At 56.4% G+C, this 15,218-nt stretch carries 14 protein-coding genes; 13 read left to right on the top strand and 1 reads right to left on the bottom strand.

The genetic code is table 11. From position 1 onward, the window contains the following. The first annotated feature begins 143 nt into the window (after window positions 1-143). Genes EDC30_RS04825 through EDC30_RS04815 form a run of 3 tightly spaced genes read left to right on the top strand, consistent with a single transcriptional unit; the run spans window position 144 to window position 2,109 of the window. Entirely contained in the window at window positions 144-395 is a 252-nt protein-coding gene (locus tag EDC30_RS04825; protein ID WP_132257654.1) for an acyl carrier protein, read from the top strand. Further along, complete coding sequence (locus EDC30_RS04820) at window positions 392-1,240, top strand: hydrolase 2, exosortase A system-associated (RefSeq protein WP_132257653.1); 849 nt, start codon at window positions 392-394, stop codon at window positions 1,238-1,240. Before EDC30_RS04825 ends, EDC30_RS04820 begins: the two co-directional genes overlap by 4 nt. After that, entirely contained in the window at window positions 1,237-2,109 is an 873-nt protein-coding gene (locus EDC30_RS04815) for a hydrolase 1, exosortase A system-associated (RefSeq protein ID WP_132257652.1), read from the top strand. The genes EDC30_RS04820 and EDC30_RS04815 overlap by 4 nt, the downstream gene beginning before the upstream one ends. Before the next feature lie 37 nt (window positions 2,110-2,146). Here EDC30_RS04815 and EDC30_RS04810 read toward each other — a convergent pair whose 3' ends face one another. After that, the gene (locus EDC30_RS04810) at window positions 2,147-3,049 is read right to left on the bottom strand and encodes a phytanoyl-CoA dioxygenase family protein (protein WP_132257651.1); all 903 of its coding nucleotides are present in this window, start codon (window positions 3,047-3,049) and stop codon (window positions 2,147-2,149) included. Between the two features lie 338 nt (window positions 3,050-3,387). Here EDC30_RS04810 and EDC30_RS04805 point away from each other — a divergent pair, with 338 nt between their 5' ends. From EDC30_RS04805 to EDC30_RS04760, 10 genes are all read left to right on the top strand, one after another. Then, window positions 3,388-3,978: a hypothetical protein gene (locus EDC30_RS04805; protein WP_132257650.1), complete on the top strand. Its 591-nt coding sequence runs from the start codon at window positions 3,388-3,390 to the stop codon at window positions 3,976-3,978. 63 nt (window positions 3,979-4,041) lie between these two features. Next, window positions 4,042-4,320: an HPr-rel-A system PqqD family peptide chaperone gene (locus EDC30_RS04800; RefSeq protein ID WP_132257649.1), complete on the top strand. Its 279-nt coding sequence runs from the start codon at window positions 4,042-4,044 to the stop codon at window positions 4,318-4,320. Next, on the top strand, window positions 4,317-5,237 hold the full coding sequence (locus EDC30_RS04795; RefSeq protein ID WP_132257648.1) for an HprK-related kinase A: 921 nt from the start codon (window positions 4,317-4,319) through the stop codon (window positions 5,235-5,237). Before EDC30_RS04800 ends, EDC30_RS04795 begins: the two co-directional genes overlap by 4 nt. After that, a complete protein-coding gene (locus EDC30_RS04790) occupies window positions 5,237-6,316 on the top strand; it encodes a nucleotidyltransferase domain-containing protein (RefSeq protein ID WP_132257647.1) in 1,080 nt (359 codons plus the stop codon). Before EDC30_RS04795 ends, EDC30_RS04790 begins: the two co-directional genes overlap by 1 nt. A 185-nt stretch (window positions 6,317-6,501) precedes the next feature. Beyond that, window positions 6,502-7,152 (top strand): PEP-CTERM sorting domain-containing protein, encoded by a 651-nt coding sequence (locus tag EDC30_RS04785; protein WP_132257646.1) that lies wholly within the window; start codon window positions 6,502-6,504, stop codon window positions 7,150-7,152. Window positions 7,153-7,462: 310 nt separating this feature from the next. Then, window positions 7,463-8,860 carry a TIGR03013 family XrtA/PEP-CTERM system glycosyltransferase gene (locus EDC30_RS04780; RefSeq protein ID WP_132257779.1) on the top strand — a complete coding sequence of 466 codons (1,398 nt, stop codon included), beginning with the start codon at window positions 7,463-7,465 and terminating at the stop codon, window positions 8,858-8,860. Between the two features lie 19 nt (window positions 8,861-8,879). After that, window positions 8,880-10,940: an XrtA/PEP-CTERM system histidine kinase PrsK gene (gene prsK, locus EDC30_RS04775; RefSeq protein ID WP_132257645.1), complete on the top strand. Its 2,061-nt coding sequence runs from the start codon at window positions 8,880-8,882 to the stop codon at window positions 10,938-10,940. A gap of 64 nt (window positions 10,941-11,004) precedes the next feature. Next, window positions 11,005-12,363 carry a PEP-CTERM-box response regulator transcription factor gene (gene prsR, locus EDC30_RS04770; protein ID WP_132257644.1) on the top strand — a complete coding sequence of 453 codons (1,359 nt, stop codon included), beginning with the start codon at window positions 11,005-11,007 and terminating at the stop codon, window positions 12,361-12,363. A gap of 24 nt (window positions 12,364-12,387) precedes the next feature. After that, window positions 12,388-13,986, top strand: coding sequence for an acyl-CoA ligase (AMP-forming), exosortase A system-associated (locus EDC30_RS04765; RefSeq protein WP_132257643.1), 1,599 nt, complete (start codon window positions 12,388-12,390; stop codon window positions 13,984-13,986). Beyond that, window positions 13,983-15,218, top strand: coding sequence for a pyridoxal-dependent decarboxylase, exosortase A system-associated (locus tag EDC30_RS04760; RefSeq protein WP_132257642.1), 1,236 nt, complete (start codon window positions 13,983-13,985; stop codon window positions 15,216-15,218). The genes EDC30_RS04765 and EDC30_RS04760 overlap by 4 nt, the downstream gene beginning before the upstream one ends.

The following is a 15,218-nucleotide window of genomic DNA, read 5'->3' as shown; positions in this document are numbered from 1 at the left end:
ATGATCGCTAAGACTGTCGCCTGGAGCGGACATTCTTGCTCCAATATTATTATTGTTAAGGTATCATCGCGACATGAGGCTTCGAGCCATTTGCCATCTGTCGCCATGCAGTTTATAGCCGCTCCGAATTTAGCTTCCCGATCATGCAAACAATCGAAGAAACAATCGCCGTACTGACTGATACGCTGAACCTTGGCGAGCGTGGAAAGAGCCTCACGGCGCAATCCCCCTTGCTTGGCAGCGTGCCCGAACTGGATTCGATGGCCGTCATTCATCTCATCACCGCGCTGGAAGACCGCTTCGGCATTAGCGTAGAAGACGACGATATCAGCGCCGCCACATTCGAGACTGTCGGCAGCCTGGCTGCATTCGTGGATGACAAGCTGGCGCAATGAGTACGCCGTCGGGTCGCCCCGCTATTCCATTTTTTCTCGACGCCGCGCCCGGCAAGCGTTTTTGCCTCTATCACGCCCCTGATCCATCTGCCGCCTGCCGCGGCGCCCTCCTCTATGTTCATCCCTTCGCCGAGGAGATGAACAAATCCCGCCGGATGGCAGCCCTGCAATCCAGGGCCTTTGCCAGCGCCGGCTACGCCGTCCTGCAGATCGACCTGTTTGGCTGCGGCGACAGCAGCGGCGATTTCGCCGATGCGCGCTGGGAGATCTGGAGGCAGGACCTTGCAGCCGCACACGCGTGGCTGCAACGCGAAGCACGAATGCCTGTCAGCCTGTGGGGCTTGCGCCTCGGCGCCCTCCTGGCGCTCGACTTTGCCAATGAATTCCCTTCACTCGTGCATAGCCTGCTGCTATGGCAGCCAATACTGCGCGGTGAAGGATACCTGACGCAATTCCTTCGGCTGCAACTGGCTGCCGATATGCTCACCGGGCAGGCAAAGGGTGAAAACGGCACTCGCGCCCTGCGTGACAGATTGCAAGCCGGGAAGCCGGTTGAAATCGCCGGCTATTCGCTGCATCCCGAACTAGCCATAGCCATTGCCGCTGCCGATATTGCCGACATGGCTGTACCCCACTGCCCGGTATACTGGTACGAACTCGCGCAAGACACGAGCCGTTCGCTCGCGCCAGCCATAACCAGGATCGCGGAAAGCTGGCGGCAGCATGCTGGTGAACTGCATCTTCAACAAGTGCAATCTCCGGCATTCTGGCTTACTCAGGAAATCACCGAATCGCAGGATTTAATTGCCGCGACGTCCGCAGATTTTGGAGACGTGAAGCCATGACTTTCGACGAACGCGCGCTGGCGTTCCCCTGTCAGGGCGAACAGCTTTACGGCATCCTCAGCCTGCCAGAGCATGCCGCTACTCGCGGCGTGCTGATCATAGTCGGCGGTCCCCAATATCGGGCCGGCAGCCACCGGCAATTCGCATTGCTGGCCCGCCATCTCGCGGCACAAGGCATTCCCACCATGCGTTTCGATTATCGCGGCATGGGCGACAGCCAGGGTGATCAGCGCAATTTTGAAGAAGCCGAAGACGATATCCGCGCAGCCGTCGATCACTTCTTTGACAGCGTACCTGGACTGCAAGAAGTTGTGATCTGGGGATTGTGCGACGCCGCCTCTGCCGCAGCTTTCTATGGCCACCGTGATGCGCGCGTTCGCGGCCTCGTGCTGCTCAATCCATGGGTACGCACCGAACATGGCCTCGCACAAGCATTCTTGAAACGGTATTACTTCCAAAGAGTGCTTGAAGCCGGATTGTGGCGAAAGATCCTCAGGGGCGATTTCGATTTTGTGGCAGCATGCCGCTCTTTCACGAGCCTGTTGCGGACTGCGCGTCCACGTGCTACTGGCGACGCCTCAGTGGCGAATGCCAGCGAAGAAAGCCAATCGCCAGCGGCGTCATTGCCGGGTCGAATGTACGATGGCTTGCGCCGTTTTGAAGGTCAGGTCATGCTGATATTGAGTGGCGACGACATGACTGCGCAGGAATTTTCCGAGCTCGTATCATCGTCACGAAAATGGCGGCAACTGATCAAGAGCCGAAAAATTATTCGCCGAAAGCTCCCCGGCGCCAATCACACCTTCTCGCGGCAAGTTTGGCGTGACCAGGTAGCGACCTGGACGGTCGAATGGATTCGCGCCTGGTAAAGCTCTCGGCCAGTATCATGCCGACGCGAGCAACAGGCTACCGAAAAATCAGGCGGTTGATGTAGCCGTCGAATCGATGCGCCTCCTGGTAGGCGAGCGGACGATAGCGATACATATACACCGGCAGTATCGAATACTGGAATTGCAACAGCAAGCGTGGACGCTTTACCGGCACCGCTCCCTTGTGTATCCCATACGTATCTGCCGCAAAGGCAAAGCCCGCCGGGCCGGTCACTGCCACACAACGCTCCGTTCCGTAACCCTCCACGACTTCGGCATCCCCATAGGGACGCAAGCGCAAAGGCGCCCGCTCTCGATGCGTGCCCTTCACATAGACGTGCGGTCCGCAAGCTTCATCGACATCCGTGAGGTAGACAAACACTTTCAGAAACCGCCAGTCATCCGAATCACGGTGAAATGCCTGCAAACCCGCGCCTTCCGCTTCAAGCGGAAACGACCAGCGCAAGCCGATAGCCGACAACGTCGGCTTGCAGCCGATGTACTTTGTCGCCAACGCCAATAACTCCGGAGAATTTGCCAGCTGGACGATATGCGGGCAATCGAGGATATCGTGAAGCGCATAATCGCCCATCCGCGCGCCCTGCGGCACATCATCCAGCGTAAACGAGCGACCGCCGGAACCATTTTCCTTCAGGGTTTTCCCGTTCAGGTAGCGAAGGATGTCGGCAAGCTGATCGCTGGTGAAAACCATTCCCAGGCTGGTCAGGCCGGAAGCAGATAACGCATCGAAATAGTTCGACGTCTTCGCCGGGATATCCGAATCAGCCGACTCCGTTCCGGCACGCATGCGTATGCTCGAACATAGAGCGGATACGACGAGTCGGCGCAGCCGCCGTGCCGTTACCAGACGCTGCGAGTAATACAGCAGACTATGTACAGGAGAGAATGCGGGGCCGGGCTTAAGCTGGGCAAATTGCATCACACTTCCTTTTTATTGGTTTTGTAAGGCAAGGCAACAACTTGTTACTTTGAAATGTTACAACAAATGCATCAAAAATGTTTGCTTTTCTGCCAATAAATTTTATTAGCCTACAAATCTAGAGATCTGCAGGTCGGCTTTCTTTACAATTTGCCCGGCAGATTTCCCAACGTAAATTCATTTAAGAAAGACATTCCATTAAGCCATTGTTTTTATTGTACAATTGTCAAAATAGCTGTATTGGGAATATATATTGCTTTAAATAAAGCATTGGTTTGGAGACGCCGATCGATCGCGATACCATGCCGAAACAAGCAAAGTAAAAGACAATTCTTCCGATGGGGCGCAGCATGACGATAAAAGACGGCCAAAATAAAGCTAAAGACAATAGCGCCAGTCTTGCAAATTCCGGGCAACAATTGACTGATGCTGCCAGTTCACGCCGTCAATTCACCAAAGCCGGGCTTGGCCTGTCGGGCGTCGTGCTGAGCTTGGCCAGTCGCCCCGTATTGGGCGATGTCGTTTGCAAATCCCCATCGGGATTTTTATCCGGTAATGCCAGTACCCATGGCCCGCAGCCGGTCTGCAAGGGACGATCTCCCGGCTACTGGAAGAACCATAAGGAAAGCTGGCCAATCGCGACTGACACAGAATTCCGTCGAGTTTTTCCAGCCAGCCCGACTTCAGTCTATGCGAAATACACGCTTCTTCAGCTGCTAAGTCCGCAAAAGGATGATCGCCAAAATCTTGGCATGCATCTGGTCGCAGCTTACCTGAATGCCATCAGCGGCTGGACCCCGTTCCTGACAACCGAAACCATCATTGCCATGTTTTCCGAGTGGCAGTCGAAAGGCACATTTTCACCGACCGCCACGGTACACTGGACTTCCGCTGAGATCGTGACCTATCTAAAGGCCACCCAGGCCTGATAAACGTCGGCACGCGTCACAGTCTTACGATAATTTTTCCTTCGACAGCAACCGCACGATTTCATGAAGTGGCAAGTCAGCTTCCCGCAAACCCTCCATGTCAAGCGCTGGGACGATGAAGCAATAGTCTATGATGCACAATCAGGCAATACGCATCTGCTCGGCGCTGTCGCAACCGAAGTCCTTGCGGAACTGCTGGCGTCTCCTCAGGATGCCGATTCGCTGACTGCCATGCTGTTTCCGGAAGAGGCAAATCAGACAGGCGACAATGCCAAGGAAAGCCTGGAAGCCATATTGTCCCAGCTCGCCGGGATCTCGCTGATAAGTCCGGTAGCCCATTGAGAGTTTCCAGTCTATCGCCCCTTCAGCTACGACTGCGCCTGCAAGAAGCGGGACTATGCCTGCGTACCGGTCCGTTCGTCACGCGCGTGCGAACTTCGCTCGGCGCCGCGCAGGAAAATGTGGGCTTGATGTATGCGGATTACCCGCTGGCCGAAGACAACGATTTCGCGGATTTTCACATCGAGCTTACCTCGCCAGGCGGAATGCGGCGCTGGCTCAAGCCGCAAGTACTATTCCTGTACGACGGCACCCGCACGTTCAAGCCCCTTCCCGCCGACCAGGCCTATCCCATGCTCGAATGGGGCTTGAACTGGTGCGTATCGAGCCACGCGCACAGTTACCTCATCATCCACGCCGCCGTGCTGGAAAAGCATGGCCATGCCGTCATTCTGCCGGCGCCGCCCGGCTCAGGAAAAAGCACCCTGTGCGCCGCGCTGACATGTCATGGCTGGCGCCTGCTTTCGGACGAACTGGCGCTTATCAGCCTCAGCGAAGGCAATATCGCCCCCCTGCCTCGCCCGATCAGCCTGAAGAATGCATCCATCGACATCATGCAATCGTATGCCCCGGATGCCGTATTCAGCCGCAAGGTGAGCGACACCATGAAAGGCACGGTCGCGCACATGCGCGCCCCTGCCGATAGTGTGAATCGCGCAGGAGAACCGGCCCGTCCCGGCTGGGTGATTTTCCCGCGTTATGAAGCCGGCGCCGCCACCAGCCTTACCGATGAAAGCAAGGCACAGGCATTCATGAGTGTCGCCGACAATGCCTTCAATTACAGCCTGCTTGGCGAACGAGGTTTTGCCAGCCTCGCAGGGCTAATCGATGCGTCGGCATGCCATCGCTTTGTCTACAGCCAGCTCGATGAAGCAGTCGATGTATTCAACAACCTGCACCCGCCGGCCCAGATAGCGTGATGACGTCGCCATTGATACTGCAAGCATTCCGCCGACCGGATCAAGTCATCACACTGGATTTGCCGCAGTGGGATCTGCTCATTCGCCAGGCGCGCAAGGCCAATTTGCTTGCAAGTCTGCATGCCCGTCTCGACGGGCTCGGCCTGCTGGGACATATTCCGGTCCAGCCGCGACAACATCTCAGCTGGGCAAATACCGTGGCGAATCGGCATGGGCTGGCAGTTCGCCATGAAGTCGCGCTAATTCATGAAGCATTAGCCAACTGCGGCGCCCCCATCATTCTGTTGAAAGGCGCGGCTTATGTCATGGCGCAGTTGTCCTGCGCGCGCGGCAGGCTTTTTTCCGATATCGACATTCTCGTACCAAAAGATAAATTGGACGAAGTCGAAGCCGCGCTGATGCTGCATGGCTGGGCGACGACTCACCACGATGCCTATGATCAGCGCTATTACCGCACCTGGATGCACGAATTGCCGCCGATGCGGCATATCCGTCGCATGACGGTAATCGACGTGCATCATGCGATCGTGCCTGAAACTGCTTCCATACATCCGGACCCTGCACTATTGCGCGCAGCCGCGCTTCCGATCGAAGACGAGCCCGGCTTGTTGACGCTTGCTCCTGCCGACATGATCCTGCATAGCGCGGTACATCTCTTTCATGATGGAGAACTGGAAAACGGCTTGCGGGACCTCGTCGATCTGCAGGGATTGCTGCAGCAATTCAGCATGGCGCCGGAGTTTTGGCCGCGACTCATCGAAAGAGCAATTCAGCTCGAACTGGCCCGGCCCTTGTTCTATGCGCTGCGTTATTTAGACCACATGCTGCATGCTCCCATTCCGAATGATGCAATGGAATGCCTTGCAAAAGCAGCCGCGCCTAACAAGACTTTGCTGGCGATGATGGATTCTTTTTTCCTGCGTGCTCTCCTGCCCGCCCATGCAAGTTGCTCGGATGCGTTGAGTAATTTCGCTCGCGAGATGCTTTATATCCGTGCGAACTGGCTGCGCATGCCCCCGTTAATGCTGGCTCGTCATCTGTTTCACAAGGCTGTTATTTCCCCCAAAACGGAAAAGTGACGGCGCGCGTCGCCAGCCTGACTCCTGCTTTTCAGCGCTGTCGAAGAAATTTACACGACAACGATCACGAACAAAATTACCCTCCTAAGTACTTGATTTGATTAAAGATAAACAAGATGGCCCAAACATTGCTTTATCACCCAAGCAATATTTATTAGACAATTTTTTCACAACGGGACTTCATCATGAATATCTTTAAAAAAGCATTGTTGGGGCTGGCATTCATTTCGACTTTAGGTCTAGCCACATCCGCCAACGCTACCGTGTTTACCGTAACGGATGGCGGCTTCACATGGGGTAGCGGTTATGGCACCGGCAATGGCCAACTCGACGTTGTATTCACCAACCTCGTAACACCGCAAACCTTTAATCTCAATGTGGGCGAAACCGCATCCTTCCTGTTTGGCCGCGCACAATTGAACGAAACCTGCATTAACAGCGGCATTACCGTCCTGGATCTGCTCGCTGGTTGCGGCGTCGGCGCAAGCGAACTGGACAATCTGGGCGTAACGGCATGGCTGACCTTCACCAACCCGGTTGCCGATACGATTTATAACGTGGCTGTGACTGGCGCCATTGCCGGCCGCGTCAACTCGCCGGACCTGCTCGATTTCGTTCCTGATTTCTGGATCGATTTCAGCCCGGTCGTTGTCAACTTCGACGGCACCGGCAGCTTCGTAGTCGATATGGGCGACCTGTACTTCAATCGCACCGGCTCCATTACCAACGGCTATAACGTTACGCTGACCGCTGTCCCTGAACCAAGCTCGCTGGCTCTCCTGGGTCTGGGTCTCGTTGGCCTGGCTGGTATGGCACGCCGCAAAAAGCAAGCATAAAAACGTAATAAAAAGGAGGACACCCTCCTTAATCAAAAAAGCCCCGTCTTGATCAAGATGGGGCTTTTTGTTTGCGCAGGCTTACCGCAGTCATGCGCGCCAAATGATGCATGCGTCCTGCATCCATCCATACACCACAGTTTCGAGTTTTACTTCAACCATAGAATTTCCATGTGGAAATTTAAGTGCAGCGATATGTAAAACAACATTAAAGACTTCCTATGTTTATAGGAAACACAATGAAACTATAGTAACATTTCCATTAAAACAATCTTTTAAGTTTTCTTGTTGCACATCGTTTGAGGAACGAATGTTACGGATATCTAATCACCACGTTTCCAAGATCATTTCCGTATTGTTTCTCGTGGAAGTTCTTATCTTGCTGATGTCAGTTTACGTCGGCATGCACCTGCGCCTCCTTGGCGGCTTGAGCGGATCCGCCATCTCGCTTCAAAAGTTTGCCTTGCCGGCTGTGGCCTTTACGGTGACGATGCTCTTCAGCATGAGCGCATTGGGCATGTACCAGCTCAAATATCGCGAAGGATTCCGCAATACGCTGTTGCGCCTCATGCCCGCCTTTGCACTTGGCTTCGGCATTCTGACCCTTAGCTTTTACATCGTGCCGGAGTTGTATTTTGGACGCGGCATTCTCGGCCTGGTCATTCTGATTTCGGGCACCGGCATTCTCCTCGCGCGCGTGCTCATTTTTAAATCATCCGAATTTGGTTTGCTGGAATCGCGCATCCTGTTTTTGGGGACAGGCACCCTGGCCAAGGAATGCGGCGAACTGGCCATGCATAATATTGCGTACCACAATTATCATATCGTCGGCTACGTGCCGGTCGCCAAGGGAGACACCTGCGTCCCCTCCTCGGCCGTGATTGCCAACACCGAATCCCTTACCGCGCTGGCGCTTAAGCATAATGTCAGCGAAATCATCGTATCGGTGCAAAACCGCCGTGGCGGCAATTTGCCCATCAAGGAACTTCTCGATTGCAAACTCAACGGTATCAAGGTCACCGACGCCGCCACTTTTTTTGAACGGGAAGCCTGCCAGATCCGGGTCGATTCCCTGCAGCCGAGCTGGCTCGTATTTGGTACCGGATTTGATCAAAGCTTTCTGCGCGCTTTCTGCAAACGCACCTTCGATCTGATCATCAGTCTCCTGATCTTTACCATTTCCATTCCGGCGATGTTAATTACGGCCTTGTGTATTTTTCTGGAGGACAGAGGCCCGATCTTTTACAAGCAGGAACGTGTCGGCAAGGATGGCCACACCTATATGGTTTTGAAATTCCGCAGCATGCGCAACGATGCGGAAAAAGCCGGCAAGCCGCAATGGGCGAAATCGAATGACCCGCGCACCACTCGTATCGGCGGCATCATCCGCAAGCTGCGCATCGACGAACTGCCGCAAATTATCAATGTCCTCAAAGGCGAGATGAGCTTCGTCGGCCCGCGGCCGGAACGGCCATTCTTTGTCGAGCAACTCAACGATCAAATACCCTTCTATAACGTCCGGCACAGCATCAAGCCGGGGATCACCGGCATGGCGCAAGTACGCTATCCGTATGGCGCCTCGGTCGAAGATGCCGTGCAAAAGCTGCAATACGATCTTTACTATGTCAAGAACAATAGCCTGTTCCTCGACATCCTGATCCTGATCGACACCCTGCAAGTCGTATTGCTCGGCAAGGGGGCACGATGAGAGCGGTGGAGCCGTACCCATGCTAGCAAGCGTCGCAACGATCAGTCATGCCAGCGCCGCGCTGGCGTTTCTTTTTTTATGCGGTCTGCTGTTGACGAGCTGGCGTGGCCGCCTGCATGGCCTGGCCGTTCTCAGCGCGTGCCTGGCAAGTGCAGCATGGGCTGCCGCGCTAGCATGGCAAGCTTATGACCACAGCCCCTTTTCCTTGCTATCGCAATCGCTCGAACTATTGCGAGGCATATCCTGGTGCGTCTTTTTGCTGGTCTTGCTAAAGCCGGACACCGCCGCCAAGGCACGGTCCATTTCGCAAAACAAGTTCGTCTTGATCGGATTGTCGGCACTGGTCGTGCTGCTGGCGATGCAGCCAGTCTGGCTATATGGCCTGATCGCGTTGACAGCCAATCCCGTCGCTCGCATTGCCATGGCGATTGCCGGCATGCTCCTGGTAGAACAATTGTTTCGCAACACGCCTGCTCGGGAACGCTGGGCTATCAAATTTGCATGCCTTGGCCTCGGCGGCATGTTTGCATACGATTTTTATCTTTACAGCGATGCCCTGCTATTCAGGCAAATCAACCTGGAAATCTGGTCGGCTCGCGGCGCGGTGAATGCATTTGTCGTGCCGATGCTGGCGATTTCCGCGGCGCGCAATCCGAAGTGGTCGCCTGGCATCTCCGTCTCGCGCCAGGTTCTCTATCATTCCGTCGCGCTGCTTGGATCAGCCGTTTACCTGCTCGCCATGTCTGCCGCTGGTTATTACCTGCGCTTCTTCGGTGGCCATTGGGGCAATCTCATGCAGGTCGTGTTTCTTGCAGGCGCATTGCTCGTACTGGCTGCCGTGCTGTTTTCAGGCACTTGCCGCGCCTGGCTGCGGGTCTTCATCAGCAAGCATTTCTATAGCTATGGCTACGATTACCGGGAAGAATGGATTCGCTTCACCCGCACGCTGTCGAAACAAGGCCCGGAGCTCGGCGAGCGCACGATCCAGGCTGTAGCGGATTTGGTGGAAAGCCCTGGAGGCGCCGTGTACCTGGCTCGCGAATCCGGCCAATGCAAGTTGGCGGCACGATGGAACATGAATCCGCCGGATGTATCGGAACCGCTCGACGGAACATTTTGCCGATTCATGGAAAGCAAGGAATGGGTGGTCGACCTCAAGGAAGAGCGTGCCGTCATCGATAGCGCGCAGGGAGTCACGATTCCGCAATGGCTGCTGGAGTTTCCGCAAGCATGGCTGGTCGTACCAATGCTCTTGCAAGGGAAGCTCACCGGCTTCATGGTGCTAGCCCAGCCGCGCAGTAGTATCCGGCTTAACTGGGAAGTACTGGATTTGCTGAAAATCGCGGGCAGCCAGGCAGCAAGCTATCTGGCCCAGCAGGAAGCTTCCAACGCCTTGATGGTCGCCCGGCAGTTCGAGTCATTCAATCGCATGTCGACTTTCATGGTTCATGACTTGAAGAACCTGGTGTTCCAATTGTCGCTCCTGCTCGCCAATGCGGAAAAGCACAAGCACAATCCAGCTTTTCAGCAGGATATGCTGGAGACGATCGACTTCTCGGTACAAAAAATGAAATTGCTGCTGCAGAAGCTGGCCAGGGGCATCGCTGTTGAAACCTCGGAGTCGCTCCAGCTCGCGCCGCTGCTGAAGCAGGCAGTCGCATCGAAATCGACGATCGATCCAAAGCCGGTTCTCAAGCTCGCCGATGAAGGATTGACGGTCTTTGCCAACAGCTCGCGTCTGGAGCGCGTGATCGGCCATCTGATTCAGAATGCTATCGAAGCTACGCCCAGGGATGGTAAAGTCACAGTCAGCCTGGAACGCCAGGGCAATACCGCCATCGTCACGATTGGCGATAACGGCGCCGGCATGAGCGAGGAATTCATCCGCGACAAGCTGTTCAAGCCATTCGAATCCACCAAGGCAGGCGGCATGGGAATCGGTGTCTTCGAAAGCCGGGAATATATCAACGAACTGGGCGGCAAGATGGAAGTGGAGAGCAGGGTCTCTCAGGGAACGGTCTTTCGACTGACATTGCCACTGCTGCAGCAAGAAGAACGTCCTGTCGATCTCGCCGCATGAGCGCAGATGACCGCTGCTCTGGCAATCAAGGACGCACACGCTTAACCGCTCGAGAGGTAACACGGTGACTCAAACCAAGAAAAAACTCTTAGTCATAGAAGACGACCCGGGCTTGCAAAAACAACTGCGCTGGAGCTTCGACTCGTACGAAGTTCTCGTGGCCGGCGATCGGCAAAGCGCCCTTGCGGAAGTGCGCAGGCACGAGCCCGCCGTCATCACGATGGACCTGGGACTGCCTCCCGATCCGGATGGTGCCACGGAAGGTTTGGCGACGCTGCAGCAGATTCTGTCCATGACGCCGGATGCCAAGGTCATCGTATTGTCCGGCAATCAGGAACGCGCCAATGCCGTCAAGGCAATCGGCATGGGCGCCTACGATTTCCATCAGAAACCCTTCGATCCCGAAATGCTGGGCCTGGTCATCGAGCGGGCCTTTTTCCTGCACGCGCTGCAGCAGGAAAACCGCAAGCTGCTGCAGACGCAAGGCGATTCCCCGATGGGGGGCGTCATCAGCCGCGATCCGGGCATGCTGAAAGTCTGTCGCAGTATCGAGAAAGTCGCACCCTCCGCCGCCACCGTGATGCTGCTCGGTGAAAGCGGCACCGGCAAAGAGGTGCTGGCAAGGGCATTGCATCAACTCAGTCCGCGTCGCGACAAGCGCTTCATGGCGATCAATTGCGCTGCCATCCCCGAAAACCTGCTCGAAAGTGAATTGTTCGGCTATGAAAAAGGCGCCTTCACCGGCGCCGCCAAACAGACTCTCGGCAAGATCGAGCTGGCCAATGAGGGCACCTTCTTCCTGGATGAAGTCGGCGACTTGCCGATGGCGTTACAGGCCAAGCTGTTGCGCTTCCTGCAGGAGCGTGTGATCGAGCGAATCGGCGGCCACAAGGAAATTCCGGTGGATGTGCGCATCGTTTGCGCCACGCATCAAAAACTCAAGGAATTGACCGCCGCAGGGAAATTCCGTGAAGACTTGTATTATCGCCTGAGCGAGATTGTCGTAACGATTCCGCCTCTGCGCGAGCGCATCGGTGACGCCCCCCTGCTGGCGCATCATTTCAAGAACCGTTTCAGTGAAGCGGAAGGCCGGTCGCGCTTAAGCTTCAGCAGCGATGCCCTGGCGCTGATCGAGAGCCATACCTGGCCAGGCAATGTCCGCGAAATGGAAAACTGCATCAAGCGCGCGGTCATCATGGCAGATGGCCCGCAAATCGTCGCAGACGATCTCGGCCTGTCCGATACACCGGCGAACGAAGAACCGCTCAACCTGCGTCAGATCCGTGATGAAGCGGAATACAAGGCGCTGGTGAAAGCGCTTGCCAGATCCGACGGCAACATCGTCAAGGCCGCGGAAATGCTGGGCGTGAGCAGGCCGACGATCTACGACCTGATGACCCGCCACGGCGTCAAGCAGGCATAAGCCTGCGCCGCGCCCATCCCTGCCATGCAGACGCCCCTTCTCGCACACGAGTTGATTGTCCACCGGGCCATGCAGGCGCCGCAATCACTCGCGCTTATCTGTGGCAAGCAGAGCTGGGACTACGGCAGCTTGTGCACGGCGGTCGAATCATTTGCGCAAGGCTTGCTGGCCGATGGTCTGCTGCGTAGCGAGCGCGTTGCCATCTATCTGGAAAAACGGCCCGAAGCAGTGGCCGCCATGTTCGGTACCGCAGCTGCGGGCGGCGTATTTGTGCCCGTCAATCCTTTGCTCAAACCGCAGCAGGTGCAGCATATCCTGCGTGACTGTGACGTGCGCGTGTTGGTGACGTCCGTGGAACGCCTGGATGGCTTGCGCGCGATATTACCTGCATGCCCAGGACTGCGCCTGATTGTCGTTACTGGCGGTGTCACGCCAACGACTCCGGTCGAACAGGACATCGTCGCCTGGGACGAACTGCTGGCAGATGGCAGCAGCCATCGCCAACTGCCGCCACATCGCATGATCGATAGCGACATGGCGGCGATCCTTTACACCTCCGGCAGCATGGGCTTGCCCAAGGGCGTGGTGCTGTCACACCGTAACCTGGTCGCCGGCGCCGACAGCGTGGCAAGCTATCTGCAAAACACCAGTGATGACCGGATTCTTTCCGTTCTGCCGCTGAGCTTCGACTATGGCTTGAACCAGTTGACGACCGCCTTCAAGGTCGGCGCTTCCGTAGTATTAATGAATTACCTGCTGCCGCGCGATATACCCGTTGCTGTCGCCGAACATGGTATCACCGGACTGGCAGCGGTACCCGCCTTGTGGATACAGCTGGCACGGCAGCAATGGCCTCAATCTTCCACGCTGCGCTACATCACCAATTCCGGCGGCGCCATGCCACAGTCGACGCTGGCCGCGCTGCGTCAGGCTTTGCCATCCACCCAGATCTTCCTGATGTATGGCTTGACAGAGGCATTCCGTTCTACTTACCTGCCGCCGGAACAGCTGGACAAGCGGCCTGATTCGATCGGGCATGCCATTCCGAATGCGGAAATCCTGGTGCTGCGTCCGGACGGTTCGCCATGCGCTCCCAACGAACCGGGTGAGCTGGTGCACCGGGGCGTGCTGGTCTCCATGGGTTACTGGAATGATCCGGAGCGCACCGCACAGCGGTTTCGTGCTTTGCCACGGGCCGAATCCGGCCTGCCCCTGCCCGAAATGGCAGTATGGTCGGGCGACACGGTAAAGAGGGATGATGAAGGCTTTCTGTATTTTATCGGCCGCGATGACGAGATGATCAAGGTATCGGGCTACCGGGTCAGTCCGACTGAAATTGAAGAAGTCATTTACGCTTCCGGCATGGTGGAGGAAGCAGCCGCCTTCAGCGTGCCGCATGCCGCGCTTGGTCAAGCCATCGTGGTCGTCGCCAAAATCTTTGACGGCAGCACAAGCACAGCGCTTCTTCTGCGAGAGTGCCGACACAAACTGCCAGCCTACATGCTGCCCGCGCATATTGCGCTCAGCAGCGAGCCGCTGCCGCGCAATCCGAATGGCAAAATCGACCGCAAGGCATTGCAGCTGGCCCATGCAAGACTGTTCGAGAACGAGATTCCATCATGAGCACCAACAAACCGACGCATGCGCCGCTAATGCACTTCCCCGTACAGGACGGCTCCCTGCATATCGGTGGCATCGCCGTGACCCGCCTGGCGCAACGTGTCGGCCGCACGCCGTTTTACGCCTATGATCGCTCGGCCTTGACGAGTCGCGTGAAGGATTTGCGCTCAGCCCTTCCGAACGATATTCGCATTCATTATTCAGTCAAAGCCAATCCGATGCCTGCCCTCGTGCAGCATATGACAAGCCTGGTAGATGGACTCGATGTGGCTTCCGCCGGTGAACTCAAAACGGCGCTGGATACCGGCATCCCTGCCGGGCAAATCAGTTTCGCGGGACCCGGCAAAACCGATGCGGAGCTGACGCAGGCGATCGCTGCCGGCGCGGTAATCCACCTGGAGTCTGCGCGCGAAGTAGACGCCGTCAACCGAATCGGCCAGTCGCTGGGCTTGCGGCCGTCAGTCATGTTGCGTGTCAATCCAGATTTCGAGCTGAAGTCCTCGGGAATGAAAATGGGAGGCGGCCCGCGCCAGTTCGGCGTGGATGCGGAACTGGCGCCAGCGCTGCTCAGGCGCATTGAGCAACTGGATCTCGATTGGCATGGGCTGCATATCTTCAGCGGTTCGCAAAACCTCAATGCTCATGCGATTGCCGAAGCACAGGATAAAACTTTCGAACTGGCCTTGCGGCTGACGGAAGACGCATCGCGTGCGCCGCGCCTGCTCAATATCGGCGGCGGCTTTGGCATTCCTTACTTTGTCGGAGAGAAGTCGCTCGACCTGCATCCCATCGGTGACATGCTGTCACGCTGGCTGCCGCGCGTGCAGGCGCAACTGGACCAGGTCAAGGTGGCACTGGAACTTGGACGCTATCTGGTCGGTGAAGCCGGCGTTTATGTCACGCGCGTGGTGGACCGGAAAATCTCACGCGGTCAGGTCTTTCTGGTTACGGATGGCGGCATGCACCATCATCTGGCTGCATCCGGCAATCTCGGCCAGGTCATCCGCAAGAATTATCCGGTCGCAATCGCCAACCGGATGCAGAAAACGCAGCGGGAAGTATTATCAATCGTCGGGCCGCTATGCACGCCGCTCGACATGCTGGCCGATCGCCAGGAACTGCCGCCGGCGCAGATTGGTGACCTGGTTGTGGTATTCCAGTCCGGCGCCTATGGCTTAAGTGCAAGCCCTTCCGCTTTCCTCAGCCATCCGCCGGCAGTGGAAGTGCTGGTTTAG

This window comes from Paucimonas lemoignei, from assembly GCF_004342585.1.
In the GTDB taxonomy this organism is placed as follows: Bacteria; Pseudomonadota; Gammaproteobacteria; order Burkholderiales; family Burkholderiaceae_D; genus Paucimonas; species Paucimonas lemoignei.
This window is presented reverse-complemented; position numbering and strand designations above follow the sequence as displayed.

Coding starts and splice junctions, on each gene's coding strand:
- EDC30_RS04765 (WP_132257643.1), top strand. CDS start 12,388: ATGCAGACGCCCCTTCTCGCACACGAGTTGATTGTCCACCGGGCCATG.
- EDC30_RS04815 (WP_132257652.1), top strand. CDS start 1,237: ATGACTTTCGACGAACGCGCGCTGGCGTTCCCCTGTCAGGGCGAACAG.
- EDC30_RS04780 (WP_132257779.1), top strand. CDS start 7,463: ATGTTACGGATATCTAATCACCACGTTTCCAAGATCATTTCCGTATTG.
- prsK (WP_132257645.1), top strand. CDS start 8,880: ATGCTAGCAAGCGTCGCAACGATCAGTCATGCCAGCGCCGCGCTGGCG.
- EDC30_RS04810 (WP_132257651.1), bottom strand. CDS start 3,049: ATGCAATTTGCCCAGCTTAAGCCCGGCCCCGCATTCTCTCCTGTACAT.
- EDC30_RS04800 (WP_132257649.1), top strand. CDS start 4,042: ATGAAGTGGCAAGTCAGCTTCCCGCAAACCCTCCATGTCAAGCGCTGG.
- EDC30_RS04760 (WP_132257642.1), top strand. CDS start 13,983: ATGAGCACCAACAAACCGACGCATGCGCCGCTAATGCACTTCCCCGTA.
- EDC30_RS04805 (WP_132257650.1), top strand. CDS start 3,388: ATGGGGCGCAGCATGACGATAAAAGACGGCCAAAATAAAGCTAAAGAC.
- EDC30_RS04785 (WP_132257646.1), top strand. CDS start 6,502: ATGAATATCTTTAAAAAAGCATTGTTGGGGCTGGCATTCATTTCGACT.
- EDC30_RS04820 (WP_132257653.1), top strand. CDS start 392: ATGAGTACGCCGTCGGGTCGCCCCGCTATTCCATTTTTTCTCGACGCC.
- EDC30_RS04790 (WP_132257647.1), top strand. CDS start 5,237: ATGACGTCGCCATTGATACTGCAAGCATTCCGCCGACCGGATCAAGTC.
- EDC30_RS04825 (WP_132257654.1), top strand. CDS start 144: ATGCAAACAATCGAAGAAACAATCGCCGTACTGACTGATACGCTGAAC.